This is a genomic window from Mesorhizobium kamtschaticum, assembly GCF_056174585.1.
The window spans coordinates 6693106-6714872 of sequence record NZ_CM149691.1 but is presented as its reverse complement, the minus strand read 5'-3'; the positions used below and the strand labels follow the sequence as shown (position 1 = coordinate 6714872).

At 62.3% G+C, this 21767-nt stretch carries 13 protein-coding genes and 1 pseudogene; 13 read left to right on the top strand and 1 reads right to left on the bottom strand.

What is annotated here, in order from left to right; translation table 11 throughout:
- Nucleotides 1–37: 37 nt before the first annotated feature.
- Nucleotides 38–427, bottom strand: a complete 390-nt coding sequence (locus tag AC0V7N_RS33185) for a hypothetical protein (protein WP_496627559.1) — start codon at nucleotides 425–427, stop codon at nucleotides 38–40.
- A 979-nt stretch (nucleotides 428–1406) separates the two neighbouring features.
- Here AC0V7N_RS33185 and AC0V7N_RS33180 point away from each other — a divergent pair.
- The 13 genes and pseudogenes from AC0V7N_RS33180 (at nucleotide 1407) to AC0V7N_RS33120 (ending at nucleotide 21710) form a co-directional block, all read left to right on the top strand.
- Nucleotides 1407–1604 (top strand): hypothetical protein, encoded by a 198-nt coding sequence (locus AC0V7N_RS33180; RefSeq protein ID WP_496627558.1) that lies wholly within the window; start codon nucleotides 1407–1409, stop codon nucleotides 1602–1604.
- A gap of 499 nt (nucleotides 1605–2103) precedes the next feature.
- Nucleotides 2104–6351, top strand: a complete 4248-nt coding sequence (locus AC0V7N_RS33175) for an Ig-like domain-containing protein (protein WP_496627557.1) — start codon at nucleotides 2104–2106, stop codon at nucleotides 6349–6351.
- A gap of 7 nt (nucleotides 6352–6358) precedes the next feature.
- Complete coding sequence (locus AC0V7N_RS33170; RefSeq protein ID WP_496627556.1) at nucleotides 6359–7960, top strand: beta strand repeat-containing protein; 1602 nt, start codon at nucleotides 6359–6361, stop codon at nucleotides 7958–7960.
- Between the two features lie 12 nt (nucleotides 7961–7972).
- Nucleotides 7973–10132 (top strand): type I secretion system permease/ATPase, encoded by a 2160-nt coding sequence (locus AC0V7N_RS33165; protein ID WP_475452427.1) that lies wholly within the window; start codon nucleotides 7973–7975, stop codon nucleotides 10130–10132.
- On the top strand, nucleotides 10107–11537 hold the full coding sequence (locus AC0V7N_RS33160; RefSeq protein WP_475452426.1) for an HlyD family type I secretion periplasmic adaptor subunit: 1431 nt from the start codon (nucleotides 10107–10109) through the stop codon (nucleotides 11535–11537). Before AC0V7N_RS33165 ends, AC0V7N_RS33160 begins: the two co-directional genes overlap by 26 nt.
- 1025 nt (nucleotides 11538–12562) lie before the next feature.
- The gene (locus AC0V7N_RS33155; protein WP_475452425.1) at nucleotides 12563–14002 is read left to right on the top strand and encodes an NAD(P)-binding domain-containing protein; all 1440 of its coding nucleotides are present in this window, start codon (nucleotides 12563–12565) and stop codon (nucleotides 14000–14002) included.
- 23 nt (nucleotides 14003–14025) lie between these two features.
- Nucleotides 14026–15201, top strand: a complete 1176-nt coding sequence (locus AC0V7N_RS33150; protein ID WP_475452424.1) for an acyl-CoA dehydrogenase family protein — start codon at nucleotides 14026–14028, stop codon at nucleotides 15199–15201.
- Nucleotides 15202–15214: 13 nt separating this feature from the next.
- Nucleotides 15215–16570, top strand: a complete 1356-nt coding sequence (locus AC0V7N_RS33145) for an LLM class flavin-dependent oxidoreductase (protein WP_475452423.1) — start codon at nucleotides 15215–15217, stop codon at nucleotides 16568–16570.
- A 7-nt stretch (nucleotides 16571–16577) separates the two neighbouring features.
- A complete protein-coding gene (locus tag AC0V7N_RS33140; RefSeq protein WP_475452422.1) occupies nucleotides 16578–16919 on the top strand; it encodes a DUF3088 domain-containing protein in 342 nt (113 codons plus the stop codon).
- A 4-nt stretch (nucleotides 16920–16923) separates the two neighbouring features.
- A pseudogene (locus AC0V7N_RS33135) lies at nucleotides 16924–18104 on the top strand (acyl-CoA dehydrogenase family protein).
- Nucleotides 18101–19540: an NtaA/DmoA family FMN-dependent monooxygenase gene (locus tag AC0V7N_RS33130; RefSeq protein WP_496627555.1), complete on the top strand. Its 1440-nt coding sequence runs from the start codon at nucleotides 18101–18103 to the stop codon at nucleotides 19538–19540. Before AC0V7N_RS33135 ends, AC0V7N_RS33130 begins: the two are co-directional and overlap by 4 nt.
- Nucleotides 19530–20606 (top strand): LLM class flavin-dependent oxidoreductase, encoded by a 1077-nt coding sequence (locus tag AC0V7N_RS33125; RefSeq protein WP_475452419.1) that lies wholly within the window; start codon nucleotides 19530–19532, stop codon nucleotides 20604–20606. Before AC0V7N_RS33130 ends, AC0V7N_RS33125 begins: the two co-directional genes overlap by 11 nt.
- A gap of 60 nt (nucleotides 20607–20666) precedes the next feature.
- Complete coding sequence (locus tag AC0V7N_RS33120) at nucleotides 20667–21710, top strand: aldo/keto reductase (protein ID WP_475452418.1); 1044 nt, start codon at nucleotides 20667–20669, stop codon at nucleotides 21708–21710.
- The last annotated feature ends 57 nt before the right edge of the window (nucleotides 21711–21767 follow it).

Genomic DNA, 21767 nt, shown 5'->3' with positions numbered 1-21767 from the left:
GCGGACTGAGATTCCTTTTTTGTAGCAAGGGATCAGTTCAGTGTCTTCGTTCAATCAAACGATGCCAGGCGTCAGCGATTTGGCGCCGGCAACGGCGGAAATTTGTCGGAAATTCGCCGAGAACTGCATGCGGCAGGCCCAGGGTTGGGATTGTCGTCGCCACCTCCAAAGACCCTCCCGGCCTATGCCGGGTGGGCTTCTCGCGTCGGCTAGCCTTCGTCTTCGGCGCACCCTTGTCCCCAATGGAATAGGCAAAAACTTTCCCGCGCACCTCGTCCGTCACCCGGACCCAATCCCTTTCCCACGTTCGAAGGCTGATCTTTCGATCGGTCAGTTCCAATGCGGCCAGGAAAGGAGTGGGAGCATCGATCGCCCGCGATCTGATGGCACGGTCGTTGCGCATTTCTTCAACGAGGTAGGTTGGCATTCACCTGCTCCACAAAGCCATTGCCTATTAATGTCGGCCAATGAACTTGGTTGCAGCCAACCTGCACCGGACGACAACCGCAGGTGTGGGCCACTCGGGCATTGGGGGCAACGAGCGGGCCGCTGGGGCCAATATCCCCAACCCGCTCGAGACCCGGTCTTGCATCCTGGCTCGGCGCCCTTGCTGGCCTGCAAAAGAGCCCGGAAAAGTCGAAGACCGAACGGGCTATACGCCTCGTGCCAGCACGTCGACATGGATCGAGTTCAGAGGGGATCAAGCGTGGTGCAAGCGAGTGAACGCGAGCAGATCATGGCCTGCAATCGCAAGGCGCGCTTCGAACGTGGCAGGCCGGTCATGGGGCGGCCCGGCAGCCCGCCGTTGTGCTCAGCCAGGCGCCGGGCCTAACCGGCGAGCGTTGGGATGATTTGGTCGCCGGCTGGGAAAAATATGCGTGTGCGCTAGCGGAAGGCATCATTCGAACGAACACCGTGTTCGTCGCGTATTCGATCTTCGTGAGGCCGTGAAGGCCGCCGGGTGGTGTTCATAGCCAACAAGGCTGTCCTGTCAGAACTGCTTTCATCACAATGAAGGGCGACAAACGGAAGACTCTATGGGATCGGGTAAGAGAGACCGGCGCGCAACCGCCGAAGACGGAATGCGGTGTCCGGACAGGCCTTTTGGCCGCGTCAAGTTCCTGAATGACCGGGGAGGGTACAATACGTGTCTCCTGAAGGATTTCGTGACATCGGACGGATGCGTTGGCTGCGACACGGTGAATTTGATCTGTCCGCGAAGGCGGTCGCCGAGGCTGAGCGCGCCGAACGCGCCACCAAGATGGCCAGATTGAGATTGCTTCGTACCCAGTTTTTGTTAGCGGAGGCGGATCTGCAGGTTTCGTTTGTTGAGGAGCTCGACTGCTCTCTGCTTCTCGAGGCACTGAGAGACACCAGGGAGTCCTCCCACGGGAAACCTCCTCTCCGTGGAGTTGATCCGCATCTATAGCAAGCTCGGCTTTCCGCAAGGAATCGGGGCTATCCGCATATTCGATATTGTTGGGATCGTCGGCCACTCGCAGGTCGCCGATGCATGGTTGTCCTCCGGCGACTTGACATCAGGGCCGTGCCCGCGGCTGCTAAAAAAGACCGCCTCTGCGCTGGCGAGCCCCTCGTTCGAATGATGCGATTCCGCTAGCTCGAGCGCATGATTTCGTCAGCCGGCATCCCCTACCTCACGCCAGCCGGTTAGGCCCGGCGGTTGACTGATCGCCCCCGATCGTAATCGCCGGGCCGCCCGCTTGCGGCGTGTGATCCTGGCTCGCGTTCGTGATCCGACCTGTACTCAGCACACTTGGACCAGAATTGGTCTAACGGGGAATTCGAATGGTCCGTACCGCCCTCGTTGGTGCCTGGACCATGCCTCCTTGTGGGGGTTAGCGACCTGTATCATTCGAATGGAGGGTGCGCACGGCGCCGCCCCGATCTATTCCGAAACACTGCGTCAATTCAGGATGCGTCAGGCGAGGGCTACACGGCGTTTGTCGTTTCGGCCGCACAAAAGTCGAGACGCATCGAGGAGTTGCGCGAAGGGGAGGAAGCCGAGTCCGATCTCACAAGGATCGGATCGATGTCCAGGGCTATCACTGGACGATGATCCTCCACTCCGATCGGGGGTTTCGAATGACCAGCTCGTCTCAGATCAACACCCTGCTCTCCGGTATTTCCGATACATCAAGCGACCCGCCGCACAATGCGCTCGCCGTCGGCCCAAACAACATCGTCACGGCGGAAGGATCGCGGATCGAATGGACGGATTTGTCCGGAGGCTCGTCAAACGTCGAATCGATGTACCAGTTCTTTGGTTCGCTCGGCGCGACCGCGACAAATGCCCTTTTCGATCCGCGCGCGACCTATGACAGCGTAAACCAGAGATATATCGTCACTGTCGACAACGTCGGCTCAGGCGGCACGATCAGCAATATCGACATCGCCGTATCGCGGGACTCGAACCCCAATGACGGCTGGTATTTCTACTCGCTGAACACGTCGCTCACGATCAACGGCCAGTTGACGGCGGCCGACCAGCCGACCGTGTCGGTGGACGGCACCAACATCTACATCACGGCGCCGCAATACAACGTCAATGTCTCCGGCTTTGCCGGCACTGAACAATGGGTCATCGGCGATACGGCGGGCGCCGGTGGCGGCGTCTACAACGGCGGCACGATGACGGTCGTCGCCAACCAGATCGCTTCGCCCAATCAAGGCATCGCCAGGGTCGTCGCGGGCAACAATGGCCAGACTTACTACGCCTCCGCGGAGAACACCGGTAGCCAGACTCTCGTCACCCTGCAGGCCTACAACCTTGCCACCAACAGTTTCGGCCCGACAGCCACGGTGTCGCTCGGCAACATCGACCAAGGTGGCGGAGGATCAGACTACACGGCGCAGCAGCAAGGCACGAGCGTCTTGCTCGATGCCGGCGACGCGAACATCCAGAACCTCACCTATGCCAATGGCTTCCTCTACGGCGTCTCCGAGGTGATGCCGGTCGGATCGAGCGTTCCAAATGTCCACTGGTTCAAGATCGACGTCACCAATCCGAGCAGTCCGACCCTCGTGGCGCAGGGTGATGTTCCAGGGGCGGCGATTGGCAACGGCGTTGCCACATTCGACGGCTCGATCGCCGTCGACGGGGCGGGTGACGTCATCATCAATTACACCGCCAGCGGCCCGGGCATGTATCCGGCCGACTACTACAGTTTCATGGCGGCGGGCGATCCGTCTGGCACCTTCAGCGCTCCGGTTCTCTATCAGGCAAGCTTGAGCTACCTAGCCAATGGCGATGGCGGAAATGTCCAGCGCTGGGGCACCAACTCCTCGGCGACCGCGGATCCCAGCGATCCGAATTCTTTCTGGCTATCGAATGAATACGTCGCCAATGGCTGGTGGCAGACGTCGGTGGCACAGGTCGCGATCCAGACGCCGACCGCGAATGTGACGGATCGTCTGCTCAAAGACACCGGCGCATCGTCGAGCGACCAAGTCACGAGCAACCCCAAGCTGATCGGCACCGGCATTGCGAACGCCGTCGTTTCCTTCACGGTGGATGGCAACCCGATCTCGACCACGGTAACGGCAAGCAATGGCGGCGCATGGACCTTCACGCCGACGGGGCTTGCGGACGGACAGCATACGATCGTGGCCAGCGAGACGGGCGCGCCCGGGAATCCCTCACCTGCCTCGTTGACGTTCACGCTCGATACCACGCCGCCGACGGTGACGATCACCAATGCCGGCGGCTCGGCCAGTCAGCCGGCTCTGACAGTGACGGGAACTGTCAGCGACCCCGATATTTCGGGTCCTGGCACGACAGTCGCGATATTCGACGGCACGACCCAGGCCGGAACGGCGACCGTCCAGGCGGACGGGACCTGGAGCAGCACCATCACCTTGACCAATGGCACAAATACCCTGACGGCGAGAAATATGGATCTCGCGGGCAATGCCGGGGTCAGCGCGCCGGTCACCTACACGATCACGACGCCGGCATCATCGGTTCAAACGCTGTTCACGGGCATCTCGGATACGAGCGATGACCCGCCGGACAATGGCCTCGCGGTGGGACCGGGCAATCTTGTCATGGCCGAGGGGCAGCGGGTCGGATGGACAAACCTGACCGGTACCGCCGCCACATCCATGTCGGCTTACAGCTTCTTCCCTCCGCTGGGAGGCGCCACTTCATGGACCGGCTCGCTGAAAGACACATCCAGCGCCTATGATGGCGTCAACAATCGGTTCGTCTACGCCACCGAAAATCTCAATCCGCATACCAGCCCCGGCAGCACCAATGAAGTGTTTGCGGTTTCCAAGGATTCGAATCCGAACGACGGCTGGTATTTCGGTTCGATCAGCACCTCGACGATCATCAATGGCGTTGCGACCGAATCCGACGAGCCGACCGTATCGGTCGACGGAACCAACATCTACATCGCGGCTCCGCATTACAACGCCTCCGGTCCGGGTTACCTGGGGTCGGAGTTGTCGGTCATCAGCGATACGACGGGAGCCGGCGGCGGCATCTACAATGGCGGTACGCCGACGGTCATAGCAGACCAGCTTACCGACCCGAGCCTGGGCATTTTCCGCGACGTGGCGGGCAACAACGGCAAGACCTATTTCGCCAGCACCCATAACAGCGGCGGCCAGAGCTTCATGGCGTTGCAGACCTACGATGTGGCTTCGAACACGTTTGGGTCCATGACCAACGTCTCGTTCGGCAACATCGACCAAGGCAGCGGCGGCGCGAACTTCAGCGCCCAGCAGCAAGGTTCAAGCGTGCTCCTGGACGTCACCGACGGTCGAATCGGCAATCTCGTTTATGCCAATGGGTTCCTTTACGGCACGAACGAGATTCTGCCAACTGGATCAAGCGTTCCGAATGTTCACTGGTTCAAGATCGACGTCAGCAATCCGGCCAACCCTGTCCTTGTGGCGCAAGGCAACATATCCGGCGATGCCATCGGCGCAAACGTGGCGACATTCAACGGCTCGATCGCCGTCGATGCGGCAGGCGACGTGATCATAAATTTCAACGCCAGTGGTCCGAACATGCTTCCGTCGGACTACTATGTCCTTGGCAAGACCAACAATCTGGCCTTTGGATTCACCACTCCGACCCTCTATCAGGCGAGTTCGCAGCCGTTCGCCCTGGACACCAATCGCTGGGGCAGCAACTCCTCGGCCGTCGTGGACCCCAACAATCCGAATTCGTTCTGGATATCGAGCGAATACATCGCAAACAATTGGTGGCAGACTGCCGTCGCCCATGTCGTTGTTCAGGACCCAAGTCCAACCATCGCCTCGATCTCGACGTCTGGTACGGGGATCGCCAACGGCAGTGGTGACTTGAATGCGGGCCACATCGTCACGATGACGGTGAATTTCAGTGCGGCGGTGACGGTGGACACCACAAATGGTTCGCCGGGGCTCACTCTCAGCGACGGCGGAACAGCGACCTATAGTGGCGGCTCGGGCACGACGGCACTGAGCTTCAGCTATACCGTGCTTGCCGGGCAGAACACGTCCGACCTGACCATCTCCTCGCTCAATCTGAACGGGTCGACCGTCAAGGACGCTTTCGGAAACGGCGCCAATCTCTCGGGCGCCGCCAACTACAATCCAGCGGGCATATTGCAAATCGATACGACGATGCCGGCGATCGCCTCGATCTCGACGTCCGGTACGGGGATCACCAACGGCAATGGCGACCTAAATGCCGGCAAGATCGTCACGCTGACGGTGAATTTCACCGAGGCGGTGAGCGTGAACACCGCGGGCGGTTCGCCGAGACTTCTGCTCAACGACGGCGGGATAGCAACCTACAGCGGCGGCTCGGGCACGACCGCATTGACCTTCAGCTACGCTGTGTCCGCCGGGCAGAATACCCCGGACTTGACCGTGTCCTCGCTCGATCTGAACGGATCGGCCATCGCCGATGGTGCTGGAAACAGCGGCGATCTCTCGGGCGCCACCAACAACAATCCGGCCGGCACACTGCAGATCGACACGATAGTGCCAATCATTGCCTCCATCGCAACGTCCGGCACGGGGATCACCAACGGCAATGGCGACCTGAATGCCGGCAAGACCGTCACGCTGACGGTGAGCTTCAGCCAGGCGGTGAACGTGAACATCGCGGGCGGTTCGCCGAGGCTCCTGCTCAACGACGGCGGGATAGCAACCTACAGCGGCGGCTCGGGCACGACCGCATTGACCTTCAGCTACACTGTGTCCGCCGGGCAGAACCCCCGACCTGACCATCTCCTCGCTCAATCTGAACGGATCGATCATCGCCGACGGTGCTGGAAACAACGCCGATCTCTCGGGCGCCACCAACAACAATCCGGCCGGCACATTGCAGATTGACACGATAGTGCCAACCATTGCCTCGATCGCGACGTCAGGCACTGGAATCGCCAACGGCAATGGCGATCTCAATGCCGGCAAGACCGTCACGCTGACGGTGAATCTCAGCAAGGCGGTAACGGTGAACACCGCAGGCGGTTCGCCGAGGCTCCTGCTTAACGACGGCGGCATAGCGACCTATAGCGGCGGCTCGGGCACCACGGCGTTGACCTTCAGCTATACCGTGCTTGCCGGGCAGAACACCCCCGACCTGACCGTGTCCTCGCTTAACCTGAACGGCTCGACCATCACCGATGCCGCGAACAACAGCGCCAATCTCTCAGGCGCCACCAACTACAATCCGGCCGGCATATTGCAAATCGACACGGCGGCACCGACCATCACCACCATCTCGACGTCCGGCACCGGGATTACCAACGGCAATGGCGACCTGAATGCCGGCAAGACCGTCACGTTGACGGTGAACCTCAGCCAGGCGGTGAACGTGAACACGGTGGGCGGTTCACCGATGCTCCTGCTCAACGACGGCGGAACAGCGACCTATAGCGGCGGCTCGGGCACGGCGGCATTGACCTTCAGCTATACCGTGCTTGCCGGACAGAACACTGCCGACCTGACAATCTCTTCGTTCAATCTGAACGGATCGACCATCGTCGACGGTGCGGGAAACAGCGCCAATCTCTCGGGCGCCACCAACTATAATCCGGCCGGCACACTGCAAATCGACACGACGGCACCGACAATCGCTATCAACACGATAGCCGGCAACAACAACATCAGCGCCTTGACAGCATTGCTCGGATTCGCCGTCAGCGGCACCACGACCAATACCGAGAACGGCCAGATAGTCGCGGTCAAGATCATCAACAGCCAGAATGTGGTCGTCGACACCTATACGACTTCCGATCAGAACAACGCCTGGTCCGTGAATGTGACGAGTGCGCAGGCACAGGCGCTTATTGACGGCATCTACACGGTGACCGCCAACGTGGCGGACAAGGCGGGCAATCTCGCCCCACCGGCCACTAGGAGCCTCACGGTCGAGGAAGACAACAAGCCCGAAGCGCCGATCCTGACCATCATCAACACAGGGCTGACGGTCCAGGCACAAGGCTCGATCGCACTCGGGATCACCGCAACTCCTGTTGATTCCGACGATAGCGTCACCGTGAAGATCGCGGGTGTGCCGAGCTATGAGACGATCACGGCCCCCAGCGGCTACACCGTCAGCAAGGCGCTGCAGTCGGACCACAACTACACGTGGACGATCAGCGGGACCTCGTCCACGACAGGCAAGCCGCTCACAGGGCTTACGCTCGCGTCCTCGTATACCGGCACGGGCCATCCCGTCGCCACGCTGACGGTGACCGCGAGCAATACGACCTTTGGCGAAACAGCGAGTTCGCCATCCAAGACCATGACGGTCACGGATCCCCCGGCGATCACGACCAGCCCGACTTCGAACCTCGTCGCGTTGTTCAACCAATACGCGGCGTCGGGCTTCCACGGCAGCCGGGCCGACGCCGGCGAGATCGCCCCGGCATGGACGCAGCATGGCGGCCACGATGTCGTGGCGTTCCTGGCGACGCCAGGCCATCTCGAGCGCTAGAGAGGGACCGGAATGGCATTCGGGGGCCCTCAGGCAGGGCGGGAGGACGATCAGGGGCTTGGCGCACTGGTCATGCTCCTGCAACTCAATGGCGTTGCGGCCGAGGGGCCACAGATCCGTCACAGGCTCGGCCAGGCGCGTATCGGCACGACCGAGATGCTGCGCTGCGCCAAGGACCTCGGGCTCAAGGCGCGCAGTGTCAAAAGCGCCTGGCCCCGTCTTGCCCGCACACCCTTGCCGGCCATCGCGGCGCTCAAGGATGGCGGCTTCCTGCTGCTCGGCAAGGCTGGGGAAGAGCAAGTCCTTGTCCAGCGTCCCCATGCCCCGCGCCCGGAGGCATTGTCGCGCGCCGAGTTCGAGGCGATGTGGGACGGGCGGTTGATCCTGATGACGCGCCGCGCCTCCCTGTCAGACCTGTCGCGGCGCTTCGACATCACTTGGTTTCTTGGCGCGATCCGGAAATATCGCCATCTACTGGGCGAAGTCCTGGTCGCGTCTCTTTTCTTGCAGCTCTTCGCGCTTATCAGCCCACTCCTCTTCCAGGTCGTGATCGACAAGGTGCTGGTGCATCGGGGCATCAGCACACTGGAAATCCTCACCGTCGGGCTCGTGGCGATCGCGGTCTTTGAAGCAACCCTCGGCGGACTGCGCACATATCTTTTTGCCCATACGACCAACCGCATCGATGTCGAGCTCGGCGCGCGCCTGTATCGGCACCTGATGGCGCTGCCGCTCGCCTATTTCCAGGCGCGACGCGCCGGGGACTCGATCGCCCGCGTGCGCGAGCTCGAGAATATCCGCAATTTCCTCACCAGTTCGGCGCTGACCCTCGTCGTCGACCTTGCCTTCACCGTGGTCTTCCTCGGCGTGATGGTCGTCTATTCCCCGCTCCTGACCTTGGTCGTGCTGAGCGCCTTTCCCGTCTATATCGGCGTTTCGGCGGGCGCGACGCCGCTCTTCCGCAAGCGGCTCGACGAGAAGTTCAGGTGCGGCGCCGAAAACCAGGCCTTGCTCGTGGAGAGCATCACCGGGGTTGAGACATTGAAGGCGCTGGCGGTCGAACCGCAGATGCAGCGCCGCTGGGAGGAACAGCTTGCCGCCTATGTGGCTGCAAGCTTCAGCGTGATGAGCCTTGGCAACATAGCAAGCCAGGCCATCCAGCTCGCAAGCAAGATCGTCACCGCCGCCATCCTGTTCTTCGGCGCCAAACTCGTCATCGATGGCAAGCTGACAGTCGGCGAACTGGTGGCCTTCAACATGCTGGCGAGCCGCGTGAGCGCACCAGTGTTGCGGCTGGCACAGATCTGGCAGGATTTCCATCAAGCGCGCCTGTCGATCGAGCGGCTCGGTGATATTCTCAATACGCAGCCCGAGCCGACGCTCGGCGCAGGCCGTGCCTCGCTGCCGCCGATCCGTGGGGAGATCACCTTCGAGCATGTCAGCTTCCGCTACCGCATCGATGGGCGGGAGGTGCTGCACGATGTGAGCTTTCAATTTCCGCCCGGCCAGATCGTGGGGCTCGTCGGCGCTTCCGGTTCAGGTAAGAGCACGATCGCCAAGCTCATCCAGCGCCTCTACGTACCCGAGAGCGGCCGGGTGCTGGCCGACGGCGTCGATCTCGCCATGGTCGATACCGCCTGGCTGCGTCGGCAGGTAGGCGTCGTGTTGCAGGAGGACGTGCTGTTCAACCGCTCGGTGCGCGATAACATCGCACTCGCCGATCCGGCGATGCCGATGAAGGATGTCATCGCAGCGGCAGAACTGGCCGGAGCCAACGAATTCATCCTCGAACTCCCGGAAGGCTACGATACGGTCATCGGCGAGCGTGGCTGCTCGCTCTCAGGCGGCCAGCGCCAGCGCATCGCCATTGCCCGTGCACTTGTTGGCGATCCGCGCATCCTCATCTTCGACGAAGCAACGAGCGCCCTCGACTACGAGAGCGAGCGCATCATCCAGGACAATATGCGCAGCATGGCGGAACGGCGCACCGTGATCATCATCGCCCATCGCCTGACGATGGTACGCCATGCCGACCGCATCATCACGATCGATCGCGGCCGTATCGCCGAAGACGGCACGCATGCCGACCTGATGCGCTCGAACGGCCGTTACGCCAACCTGCATCATCTGCAAGCGGGGAACACGAATGGCAGCCGCCGGAAACATCGTTGAATTTCCAGCGCGGCAGGTTCGCCGCCGCGATCACGAGACCGCCTTCCTGCCCGCGGCGCTCGAAGTCATGGAGACGCCGCCTTCGCCTATCGGCCGCGCCATCGGCGCGACCATCATCGCCTTTTTCTGCCTGGCTCTCACCTGGGCCACGGTCGGCAAGGTCGATATTGTCGCGACAGCCCCCGGCAGGATCGTGCCGGATGACCGCGTCAAGGTCATCCAGCCGTTCGAGACCGGAATCGTGCGTGCAATCCATGTGCGCGACGGCGCCTCGGTCAAGGCCGGCGACGTTTTGATCGAGCTCGATCCGACCGTCAGCGCGGCCGAGACCGACCACATCAAGAGCGATTTCGTCGCCGCGCAGCTCGAGGTGGCGCGGCTGCGGGCGGCGCTCGCGGGCAATGCCAATCCCCTGGATGATTTCGTCGCTCCCGCCGATGCGAGCCAGGCCTTGATCGAGACACAACGTCGCTTCCTCGTGATGCAGACGGCCGAGCAGGACGCCAAGCTCGCCGAGATCATGCGCCAGCTTGCCGAGAAAGAGGCGGAGGGCGAGACAATCACCGCCACCATCGACAAGCTGCAGGCAGTTCTCCCGCCGCTCCAGGAGCGAGTGAAGATGGACAAGAGCCTCTACGACAAGGGTCTCGCCTCAAAGATTACCTATCTCACCGACCTGCAGGACCTCATCAGCCAGCAGCACGATCTCCCGGTCCTGGAGAGCCGCGGGCGCGAGGTCAACGCGGCTGTCTCAGTCTTGAGGGAGACGCATTCGCGAGCCGAGGCCGAATACCGGCGCTCGCTTTTCGATGATTTGGCGAAGGCGGAGCAAAAGGCGGCCGGCCTCGCCCAGGACATGATCAAGGCAGAGCACAGGGCGAAGATGCAAACCCTGATCGCCCCCGTCGACGGCGTCGTGCAGCAGCTCTCCGTGCATACGATCGGAGGCGTCGTCACGCCGGCACAGTCGCTCGCGGTCGTCGTGCCGGCCGACGCCGCTCTCGAGATCGAGGCCATGGTGTCGAACAGCGATATCGGCTTCGTCTCCCCGGGGCAGGAGGCGGAGATCAAGGTCGATACCTTCAATTTCACGCGCTACGGGCTCCTGCACGGGCGGGTGCTCGGCGTCTCGCGCGATGCCGTCAACAATGACAAGCGCGACGATGCCTCACGCGAGCCACCATCCACGGCAGAGAGTTCGACGACCGAGACAAGGGGGCAGGGGCTTGCCTATGTAGCGCGCGTTTCGCTTGACCGCACGCAGATGCAGATCGAGGGTAGATCAGCCGATCTGTCGCCCGGTATGTCGGTCACGGTCGAGATCAAGACCGGCTCACGCCGTATCATCAGCTACCTGCTTTCGCCGCTCATGCGCTACAAGCAGGAGATCCTGCGCGAGCGGTGAGATACGAAGAGGACATCCTGGGCCGGCGGGCTTGCTTGAATTGGACCCTGATCAGCGTCGGTCGCAGGGTTCATTCATGTTGACCACCTGCTGATCGCGCTGCGTGACGGCACTTTTAAGCGAAGTTGTTTTTCGGGGTCGGATGCCACGAGGCGCAAAAGTCGACCGATTGGTCCCGATAGCTGGTGAAACCTCAAAATATTTTTCTCGGCGATTCTCCCTTTAAAATCAAAAGCGTAACTTTTTGACGGACCATGCGTCGGCTTTCGATGCCGCAGGAAAGAAAAACCCAGCTAGATCAATGGCCTAGCTGAGTTGGAAACAATCGAGTGGGAGTAGGGGTTAGCGTACTCCTGAGCGCTCCGACGTAGCTTTTCGCAGAAAAACAACGATTTGCGGGTTATCTCATTCACTATCGGCGCCGCATCATCAACTAAAGTCTCCGACTGCCTAAGTCACTGATTTTTCTGGCCCCATGCAAACGAGGGCCTTGTTGGGGTGTGAAGGGCAGCAGATCAATCTGACGGTACTTTTGCCGGTACTTTTCGTACGCGACTCAATGTCCGAGAAAGTACCGTCACCCGTTTTCTCGGCCTGACGGTACTTTTTTGTAGGCCAAAACTTTGAAATATATACAGAAAATGGCTTTCCGGGTGACGTTTCGGCGCGAACGGTACGTTAGCACGTTCCGGCATCGGCCAAGGCTTTTTGCGAATGCGAGTGAAAGCTCGTGAAACGGCCGTCCGTGCCGACGGACAGGTTTCTACAGGTGGCCGCGTAGGGACGCGGGACAGGCTGTTCCGCCCACGGCGGTCCGCAGAACGCGGCTGCGGCCCGGCCATCCGCTGGCCGGGTAGTATCGCGTCTCCTGGAAAGCTCTGATCTCCATTCGCCCGATGGCGCTCCCGATTGTGAAATCGGATGCAAGTGAAAAAAACTACCGGGCAATCAAAGCAGACATTTCTGGACTGTTTGCCGACCGGGGCGGAGTTTGGCGCAACGCTTGAACTTCAGCCGGGACCGAAATGGCTTTATCGTCCGATCCAGATCTCCACGCCCGCGAAACACTTCGGCTGATCGGCCCTGATCCGCAGAACTGGGTGCCGGACCGCGAGGGCATCAACCATAATGTCTTCATCGTCGGAGGCGGGCAGACGGGCGCGACCTTTGCCTTCGCGTTGAGGCGCGCCGGCATCGGCAAGGTCACGGTCATCGATGCCGCGCCGGATGAGAGCAAGGCCGGCATCTGGCTCACCCATGCACGGATGAACAGGTTGCGGACGCCGAAAGGCCTGCCGGGACCGGAACTCGGCCTGCCGGGCTTGAGCTTCCAGTCCTGGTACGAAGCCCGCCACGGTGCGGAGGCCTATGCCGGCTTCGACCGCATCGCGCGGACGGATTGGGCGAACTACCTGAAATGGTATCGCGACTTTCTCGGCATCGGCATTCGTTACGGCACACGCCTCCTGCGCATCGAGCCGGCTGATGGGCATCTTCGTCTTCACCTCGAGGTGGAAGGCAGGTCATTGGTCGAAACGACGCGCAAGATCATCCTGGCCAATGGATTTGGCGGCAGCGGCGGTGCGGTGCTACCGGCTGTGCTCGCCGCTCTGCCTCAAGGTTTTGTCGCGCACAGTTCGGCTGCGATCGATTTTGGCTCGCTCAAGGGCAAGGCGATCGCTGTCGTTGGGTCAGCGGCCTCGGCATTCGACGCAGCCGCGACGGCACTCGAAGTTGGGGCAAAATCGGTGCGTCTGTTTGCCCGCCGCACCAGCATCGCCAGCGTGCCGATCAACCGCGTCCGTGGCTATACCGGCGCCTATGACAACTATCCGCGCCTGCCCGATGCAGTGCGCTGGCGTCAGGCGCTGCGGTTTCGCGATGCCGGTTCGACGCCGCCACCCGATGCCGTGGAGCGGGTGGTGCGGCACAAGAATTTCCACCTGCATCTCGGTGCCCCCTGGACAAATGCGGATGTCGAAGACGGCAAGGTCGTCACCGATATCGCCGGCGAGACATTTGCTTTCGACTTCATCATAGCCGGCACCGGCTACTTCGCCGACCCGACACGCAAGCAGGAATTCTCCGATTTCGCCGCCACAATCCGGCTGTGGCGTGACCAGTATGCACCACCGGAAGGCGAGGCCGATGAATTTTTCGGCGCCCATCCCTATCTCGGTCTCGGCCATGAATTCCTCGAAAAGGCGCCGGGCGAGGCGCCGTTCTTGAAGGATGTCCATGTCTTCAATCCCGGCGGTTTCGTCAGTTTCGGCCTGCCGATTGGCGATGTCCCATCGATCAAACGCGATGTACCGTCCGTGGTCGCGCGCATCAGCCGCGATCTCTTCCTCGCCGACCTCGACAGCCATGAGAGCCGCATAACCGGCAGCCATCCGGCCGAATTCGGCGAGGAGGCCTATGCCTCTTCCGTCTGGCAGCCGGCACAGACCATCGCGGCGGAATAGACACATTTTCATGGATATTGCAGATGACCTTCAGCCCTGACCTGTCCGACCCGTTCGTTGCCACGGCTGTCGAGTTGCGCGGTATCTTCGACCGTGATGCCGTGGCGCGCGACAAAGCCGGTGGACGGCCGGTCGAGCAAATCCGCCTGCTGAAGGAGAGCGGCCTGCCGTCGGCGCAGATTCCCAAGCGCTACGGCGGCAAGGGCGCTTCCTGGCTGTCGGTGCTTCGCGTCGTGCGCGAATTCGCCCGTACCGACGGCTCGCTCGCCCATCTCTACGGCTATCATCATCTGCCGCTCAACGGCGTGCTGTTTCGCGGCACGCAGGCGCAGAAGGACCAACTGCTGACACGATCGGCCCAGGAAAACTGGGTCTGGGGCAATTCCGGCAACGCCATGTCGAAAACCTCGTCGGCCAAGCGCAACGGCAAGGGCTGGATTCTCAGCGGCTTTCGGCCGTTCTCTTCCGGTTCACACATCGCCGATTACATCCAAATTGCCTGGGAGGACGGTCAGGACCGGCTGGCGGCGGCGATCCCGGCCGATCGCGAAGGCATCGTCATCGAAGATGACTGGGATGGTGTCGGCCAGCGCCAGACGGGTTCCGGCAAGGTGACATTCAAGGACGTGCATGTCGGCGACGATGAGCTGATCGGCTCGCCCGCGGTGCCGCTGACGCCCTTCCAGACACTGACGTCACTTTTCCAGCAGGCGGTCCTGCTCAATCTGTTCGTCGGCAGCGCGCAGGGAGCGCTGAGCGAAGGGCGCGACTACACGGTCTCGCAATCGCGCCCCTGGATCTATTCCGGCAACGAGAAGCATACGGACGACCCGTTCGTGCAACGCAAATATGGCGACCTCTATATCCGCACGCTCGCTGCCGCCGAACTCGCCGATGTGGCGGCGCGCAGCCTCGATGCCGCTTATATCAAGGGCGAAGCCTTGACCCTGGAGCAGCGGGGGCAGACGGCGATCGACCTCGCCACTGCCAATGTCTATGCCGGGCAAATCGGCCTTGATGCGTCGAGCGAGGTCTTCGAGGTCATGGGCGCCCGTTCGGCGACCAAGGCCAATGGCTACGACAGGTTCTGGCGCAACGTGCGCACGCATACGCTGCACAATCCGGCCGAATACAAGAAACGCACCATCGGCACCTGGTTGCTTACCGGGGAATTCCCGGTCGGCGGACTGTATCGCTGAGGAGGCGAAAGACATGGCCAGGCGCAAGGACAAACTCAAGCTTGGAGCGTTTCTGCTCTTCACCGGCCACCATGTGGCGGCCTGGCGCCATCCGGCGGCCAGTGAGGGGACCAGCCTTGGCGACTATGTCGAACTGGCCAGGCTGGCGGAAGCGGCCAAATTCGATGCGATCTTCTTTGCCGATGGCGTCGCGGCGCGGTTGAGCAACCTCGAGGCCGCCAGCCGCAAGGCGCATAGCGGCGTCTATCCGTTCGAGCCGATCACGCTACTTTCCGCGCTGTCGGCGGTGACCAGGAACATCGGCCTCATCGCCACCGCTTCGACCAGCTATTCCGATCCCTACAATCTGGCCCGCCAGTTTGCTTCGCTCGACCATCTGAGCGGCGGGCGCGCAGGCTGGAACCTGGTCACCTCGTCCGATCCGGACGCGGCTTTCAATTTCGGACACGAGGCGCATATCCAGCATGGCGACCGCTACGACCGCGCCGAAGAATTCGCAGATGTCGTGCTCGGCCTGTGGGACAGCTGGGAGGATGATGCCTTCCCACGCGACAGGACAAGCGGGCGCTATTTCAACAAGGACAAACTGCATGTCCTGAACCACAAGGGCGAGCAATTCAAGGTGCGAGGTCCGCTGAACACGCCGCGAACTCCGCAAGGTCATCCCGTCGTCGTTCAGGCCGGGGCGTCCGGCCCCGGCAAGGAGCTGGCGGCGCGCACGGCGGAAGCGATCTTTGCCGCGCAGATCACGCTCGACGAGGCCACCGCCTTCTATGCCGACGTCAAGGGCAGGCTCGGCAAATATGGCCGCTCGGACGACGATCTGAAAATCCTGCCCGGCATCTTCCCGGTCGTCGGCCGGACCGAAGCCGAGGCGCAGGAGAAATTCGAACAGCTGCAGGACCTGATCCAGCCGGAAGTCGGCCTCGGCCTGGTGTCGGCGCTGGCCGGCGGCTTCGACCTCAGCTCCTATCCGCTCGACGGGCCTGTGCCGGAATTGCCGGAGACCAATGCCGGCAAGAGCCGGCAGGCGTTGGTGGTCGAGCTGGCGCGGCGCGAGAAGCTGACGATCCGGCAGCTCTATCTGCGCATCGCTGGCGCACGCGGCCACTGGCAGGTGGTCGGTACGCCGGAACAGATCGCCGACGCGATGGAAGAGCGGTTCGAGAATTACGGCGCCGACGGCTTCAACATCATGGCGCCGATCATGCCTGGCGGCCTGAAGGACTTCATCGAGCTGGTGGTGCCGGAACTGCGCCGCCGCAGCCTGTTTCGTGAAGAGTATGAGGGCAGGACCTTGCGCGACAATCTCGGCCTGAAACGGCCGGCAAACCGTTTTTCGCGGCGTGCCGCGGCAGCCGCGGAATAGGCGGACCATGGCGCGCGACAAGCTCTTTCTCATTCAGCCGGGTTTCTCCGACCCAAAACATCCAGGCAGGACATTCGTCTGTCCCTATTGCAACCAGGTCGAAGGGCTGCTCGCCGCCTTTCCCGATCTCGCCGCCAGACTGGACGTCGAGCGCGTTCCGTTTGCGAGGCCGAGGGGCAAGGTGATCGACGCGCTTGGCGAACGGCATCAGTCCCTGCCGGCGCTCGTCATCGGCAGCGATCCGCCCACCGACCTGCCGACGGCCAAGGGCAAGGCTTTCGCCGACGACACCAAGCGCATTCTTGCGCTGCTTGCCGAGCGCCACGGCTTCCCGAATTTGCACGAGTGACAAGATGACCTTCGATCCCGATATTTCCAATCCATGGACAGCCAAGGCGGTCGAGCTTCGCGATATCTTTGCCCGCGACGCGGTCGAGCGCGACCAGCTTGGCGGCAGGCCGAGCGAACAGATACGCCTGCTGAAGGAAAGCGGTCTGCTCACCATCGTCATCCCCAAGGAATTCGGCGGCGCCGGTGAGCCCTATCGACGGCGCTGAAGATCGGCCGGGAGTTCGCCAAGGTCGATGGCTCGATCGGCCACATCTACGGCTACCATTTCAGCGCGCTGATCGCAGCCAGGCTGAATTCAGACGAGCCGCTTTCAGCCGACCTTTTGCGGCGTTCGGCCGCCGGCGACTGGTTCTGGGGCAATACCGGCAACAGTTTTTCGAAAACACTGTTCGGTCGCAAGGACGGCGAGTGGACAATCGTCAACGGCTTCAAGCCCTTTGCCTCTGGCTCCCATGTCGCCGACTATCTTTCGACTTCGTGGGAAGACGAGGTCAGCGGCGAGCGGAAATTCGCGGCGATCCCCGCGGACCGTGAAGGCATCACCATCCTCGACGACTGGGACGGCATCGGCCAGACGCAGACCGGCAGCGGCAAGGTCGCCTATGAGAACGTCAGGATCCATGACAGCGAACTGGTGCGCGGCTGGGTCGACGCGTCGCTGCCTATCCGCACCATCGGGCCATTGCAGCAGCAGAGCGTGCTGCTCAATGTCTTCATCGGCACGGCCCAGGGCGCGCTGCTGGCGGCACGCGACTACACGATCAACAGTTCTCGGCCATGGATGTATTCCGGCGTCGAGCGCCATATCGACGATCCATGGATCAAGCGGCAGTATGGCGAACTCTGGGTCAAGACGCGGGCAGCAACGGTACTGGCCGATCGCGCGGCGGCGGCGATCGATCGTGCGATCGCGCGCGGCAAGGCACTGACAGAGGAAGAGCGCGGCGAGGCGGCGGTTGCCGTCGCCGCGGCAAACGTGCTGGCGGGCGATGTCGCACTGGAAGTCACGAGCGAGATCTTCGAGGTGATGGGCGCCCGCTCGGCGGTGCGCAAATACGGCTTCGACCGCTTCTGGCGCAATGCACGCATTCACACCTTGCACAACCCGGCCGAATACAAGACCCGCACCGTCGGCACCTGGTATCTGACCGGCGCCTATCCCGAGCCCGGCGTGTTTCGATGAGCCGCCGGCAGCTCCATCTCAACGTCAATATCCTGCATGCCGGCTTCTCGCCGGCGGCATGGCGGATGGACGGCGTCGATCCGTACGCCGCCTTCACCGTCGACCACTATGTGCAGGTGGCGAAGATCGCAGAGCGCGCCAAGCTCGACGCCGTATTCCTTGCCGACCAGGCGGCAATCTCGGACCGCATCGACTATCGTCCGATCACGTCGCTGGAGCCGACCATCGTACTGGCGACGGTTGCTGCCGCAACCGAGCGCATCGGCCTGATCGCCACCGCTTCAACCAGCTTCAACGAGCCGTACAACATCGCCAGGCGCTTCGCGACGCTCGACCATGTCAGCGGCGGGCGTATCGGCTGGAACATCGTGACCACGGCCGACCCCGCCTCGGCTCGCAATTTCGGCCTCACCGGTGCGATCGATCATGGCCGGCGCTACGAGCGGGCGGCGGAATTCACCGAGATCGTCAAGGCATTGTGGGACAGCTGGGAGGACGATGCCTTCATCGGCGATGTCGCCAGCGGGCGCTTCGTCGATGCCGCCAAGGTTCACGCCATCGAGCACAAGGGTGCACATTTCTCGGTGCACGGGCCGCACAATGTGCCGCGTTCGCCGCAAGGGCATCCGGTGGTCATCCAGGCCGGTGGTTCCGACGACGGCAAGGACCTCGCGGCCCGCCATGCCGAAGCCGTTTTCTCGGCCTCGCAATCCCTCGAAGAAGCGCTTTCCTATGCACAAGAGCTGAAGACACGCGCCCAGATTTACGGCCGCACCGGCGGTGTGCCGCTCAATCTCGCCGGCCTGGCCACCATCATCGGCAGCACCGAGGCCGAAGCGGAGCGACGGCAAGAAGAGCTGTGGGACCGCATCCCGCTCGACTACAGCCTTGGGCGGCTGTCCGGCGTGCTCGGCATCGATCGCGAGCGGTTGAAGCTGGACGAGAAGTTGCCGGAAGGGATTCAACTGCCTCCCAACGGCGGCCACACCTTCTTCAAGGCCACCCTGGCGCTTGCCCGCGACAACGATTTCACCGTTCGCCAGCTAATCCGGGCGCTGAACGGCAGCACCGGCCACCGCACCATCGTCGGCACGCCGGAGCAGATCGCCGACGATATCGAACGATGGTTTGCCGCCGGCGCCGCCGACGGCTTCAACCTGATGCCGGACGTGCTGCCGACCGGACTGGAGGTCTTTGTCGATACGGTGGCGCCGATTCTGCGCCGGCGAGGCCTGTTCCGAACGGACTATGAAGGGCGCACGCTGCGCGACCATCTCGGCCTTATCAGGCCCGAAAGCCGTTTCGCACCGCAGCCGCACAAGGCGCCAGGGCTGCTTGGGCCAACCATTGAATGGTCATCAAAATACAACGGAGCGGAAGGTCCTGCCATTGACCTCCATGCCCGGCCAAAATACAGGCCCGACCATGAGCGCTGATACCGAATTTCTTTGGTACATCCCGAACCAGGTCGACCCTGGTCACCGCGGCGAGCCCGCCGTCGAGAACCACAACAGCCTGGAGACGCTGACCAGCCACGCGAAGGCGCTTGAGGAACACGGCTGGAAGGGCGCGCTGATCGGTACCGGCTGGGGTCGGCCCGACACTTTTACCATCGCGGCCTCGCTCGCCGCGCGAACCAACTCCTTCGAGCCGCTCATCGCGATCCGCCCGGGTTACTGGCGGCCGGCGCACTTCGCATCCGCCGTAGCCACGCTCGACCAACTGACCGCCGGTCGCGTGCGTATCAACATAGTGTCGGGCAAGGACAATCTCGCTGCGTATGGCGACAGCGAAGGCGACCAGAACCATCGCTATGCCCGCACCAGAGAGTTCATGCGGCTGGTTCGCAGACTTTGGACCGAAGAAAACGTGACCTTTGCGGGCGAGCATTTCCGGGTCACAGGGTCTACCGTCATGCCCCGCATCCATGTCCGTGGCGATCGTCGCCATCCCAAGCTCTACTTCGGCGGCGCATCGGAGGCGGCCGAGCGGGTGTCGGCCAGCGAGGCGGATGTCCAGCTCTTCTGGGGAGAGCCGCTCGACGGTGTCCGGGAGCGGATCGACCGGCTCAAAGCCTTGAGCAGGGAACTAAACCGAGACCTCCCGCCTCTGGAATTCGGGTTGCGGGTCACCACGCTGGTCCGCGACACCGCTGGGCAGGCCTGGGCGGACGCCGAGGCGAAGGTCGACGAGATGGCCAAGGCCAAGGGCGCCGGCTGGAACGATCACGGTCGGGCGGTAGCGGCGGGTCAGCAGCGTCTGCTCGATCTGCACGCGCGCGGCGAGGTGCTGGACGACAACCTCTATACGGCCCCGGGCAAGTATGGCGGCGGCGGCGCCGGCACCACCTGGCTGGTCGGCTCGGCCGTCGACGTCGCCCGCTCGCTCGGCAAGTACCGGGATCTGGGCATCACGCACTTCGTGCTCTCGGACACGCCGTATCTCTCCGAGATCAAGCGGCAAGGCGATCAGTTGCTTCCGCTTTTGCGCAATGGGGTCTAGACCGCACCTCTTGAACCGGTAAGTGCCGGCGAGGGAAGTAGCGTGCAGGGAAGGGTTTGGATGAAGAGAACGATTTTGGGTCCAGAAGGCCCGCAGGTGAGTTCGATCTGCCTGGGATCGATGACCTGGGGTCGTCAGAACACCGAGGCCGAGGCGCACTCACAGCTTGATCGTGCCGTCGAGCGTGGCGTGAATTTCATCGACACCGCGGAGGTCTATCCCGTCAACCCGGTTCGCGAAGACTCGGTCGGTCGAACCGAAAGCTACATTGGAAGCTGGCTCGCGCCGAGAAGCCGCCGTGACGATTTGGTTATCGCCACCAAGGTGTCGGGTCTCGGCCAGGACGTCGTGCGCGGCGGCGCGAAGATCACCGCCGAAACGCTGCGGACCGCGGTTGAGAACTCACTGCGCCGGTTGAGGACGGATTACATCGATCTGTACCAACTCCACGTACCCAACCGAAGTCACTATCATTTTCGCCGGGTCTGGAGCTTCGATCCGTCCGGACAGGTGAAGGCGGAGACCGTTGCCGGCATGGCCGAATGCCTGGAAACGCTCGCCGCGCTTCGCAATGAAGGCAAGATCAGGCATTTCGGGCTATCGAACGAAACGACATGGGGCATCTCGCAGTGGCTGCGCCTCGCCGACGACGGTGTCGGTCCTCGCCCGCTGACGATCCAGAACGAATATTCGCTGCTCTGCCGGTACTACGATACTGACCTTGCGGAGCTTGCCGTGAACGAGGGGGTAACGCTGCTTGCCTATTCGCCGGCGGGAGCGGGCCTGCTCAGCGGCAAATACCGCCCCGACTACTCGCCGGAAGGATCGCGTCGCGCACTCAACGGCGATCTCGGCGGCCGTTGCACGCCGAGGGTGTGGCCGGCGGTCGATGCCTATGTTTCGATCGCCCAGGAGGCTGGCATCCACCCCGTGACGATGGCAGTCGCTTTCGTGCGGTCTCGCCCGTTTCCCGTTGTCCCCATCGTCGGGGCGACGAGCGTGGAACAACTCGACCATGCGCTCGATGCGGCTTCGATCGCACTGTCGCCGGAGATACTGGCACGGATCGGCGAGGCGTACAGGGCGCATCCAATGCCATTTTGATGTGACCTGTGCCACTTCAATCAATCGGCATGCCACGTGCCAGCTAGCCGATAAGCC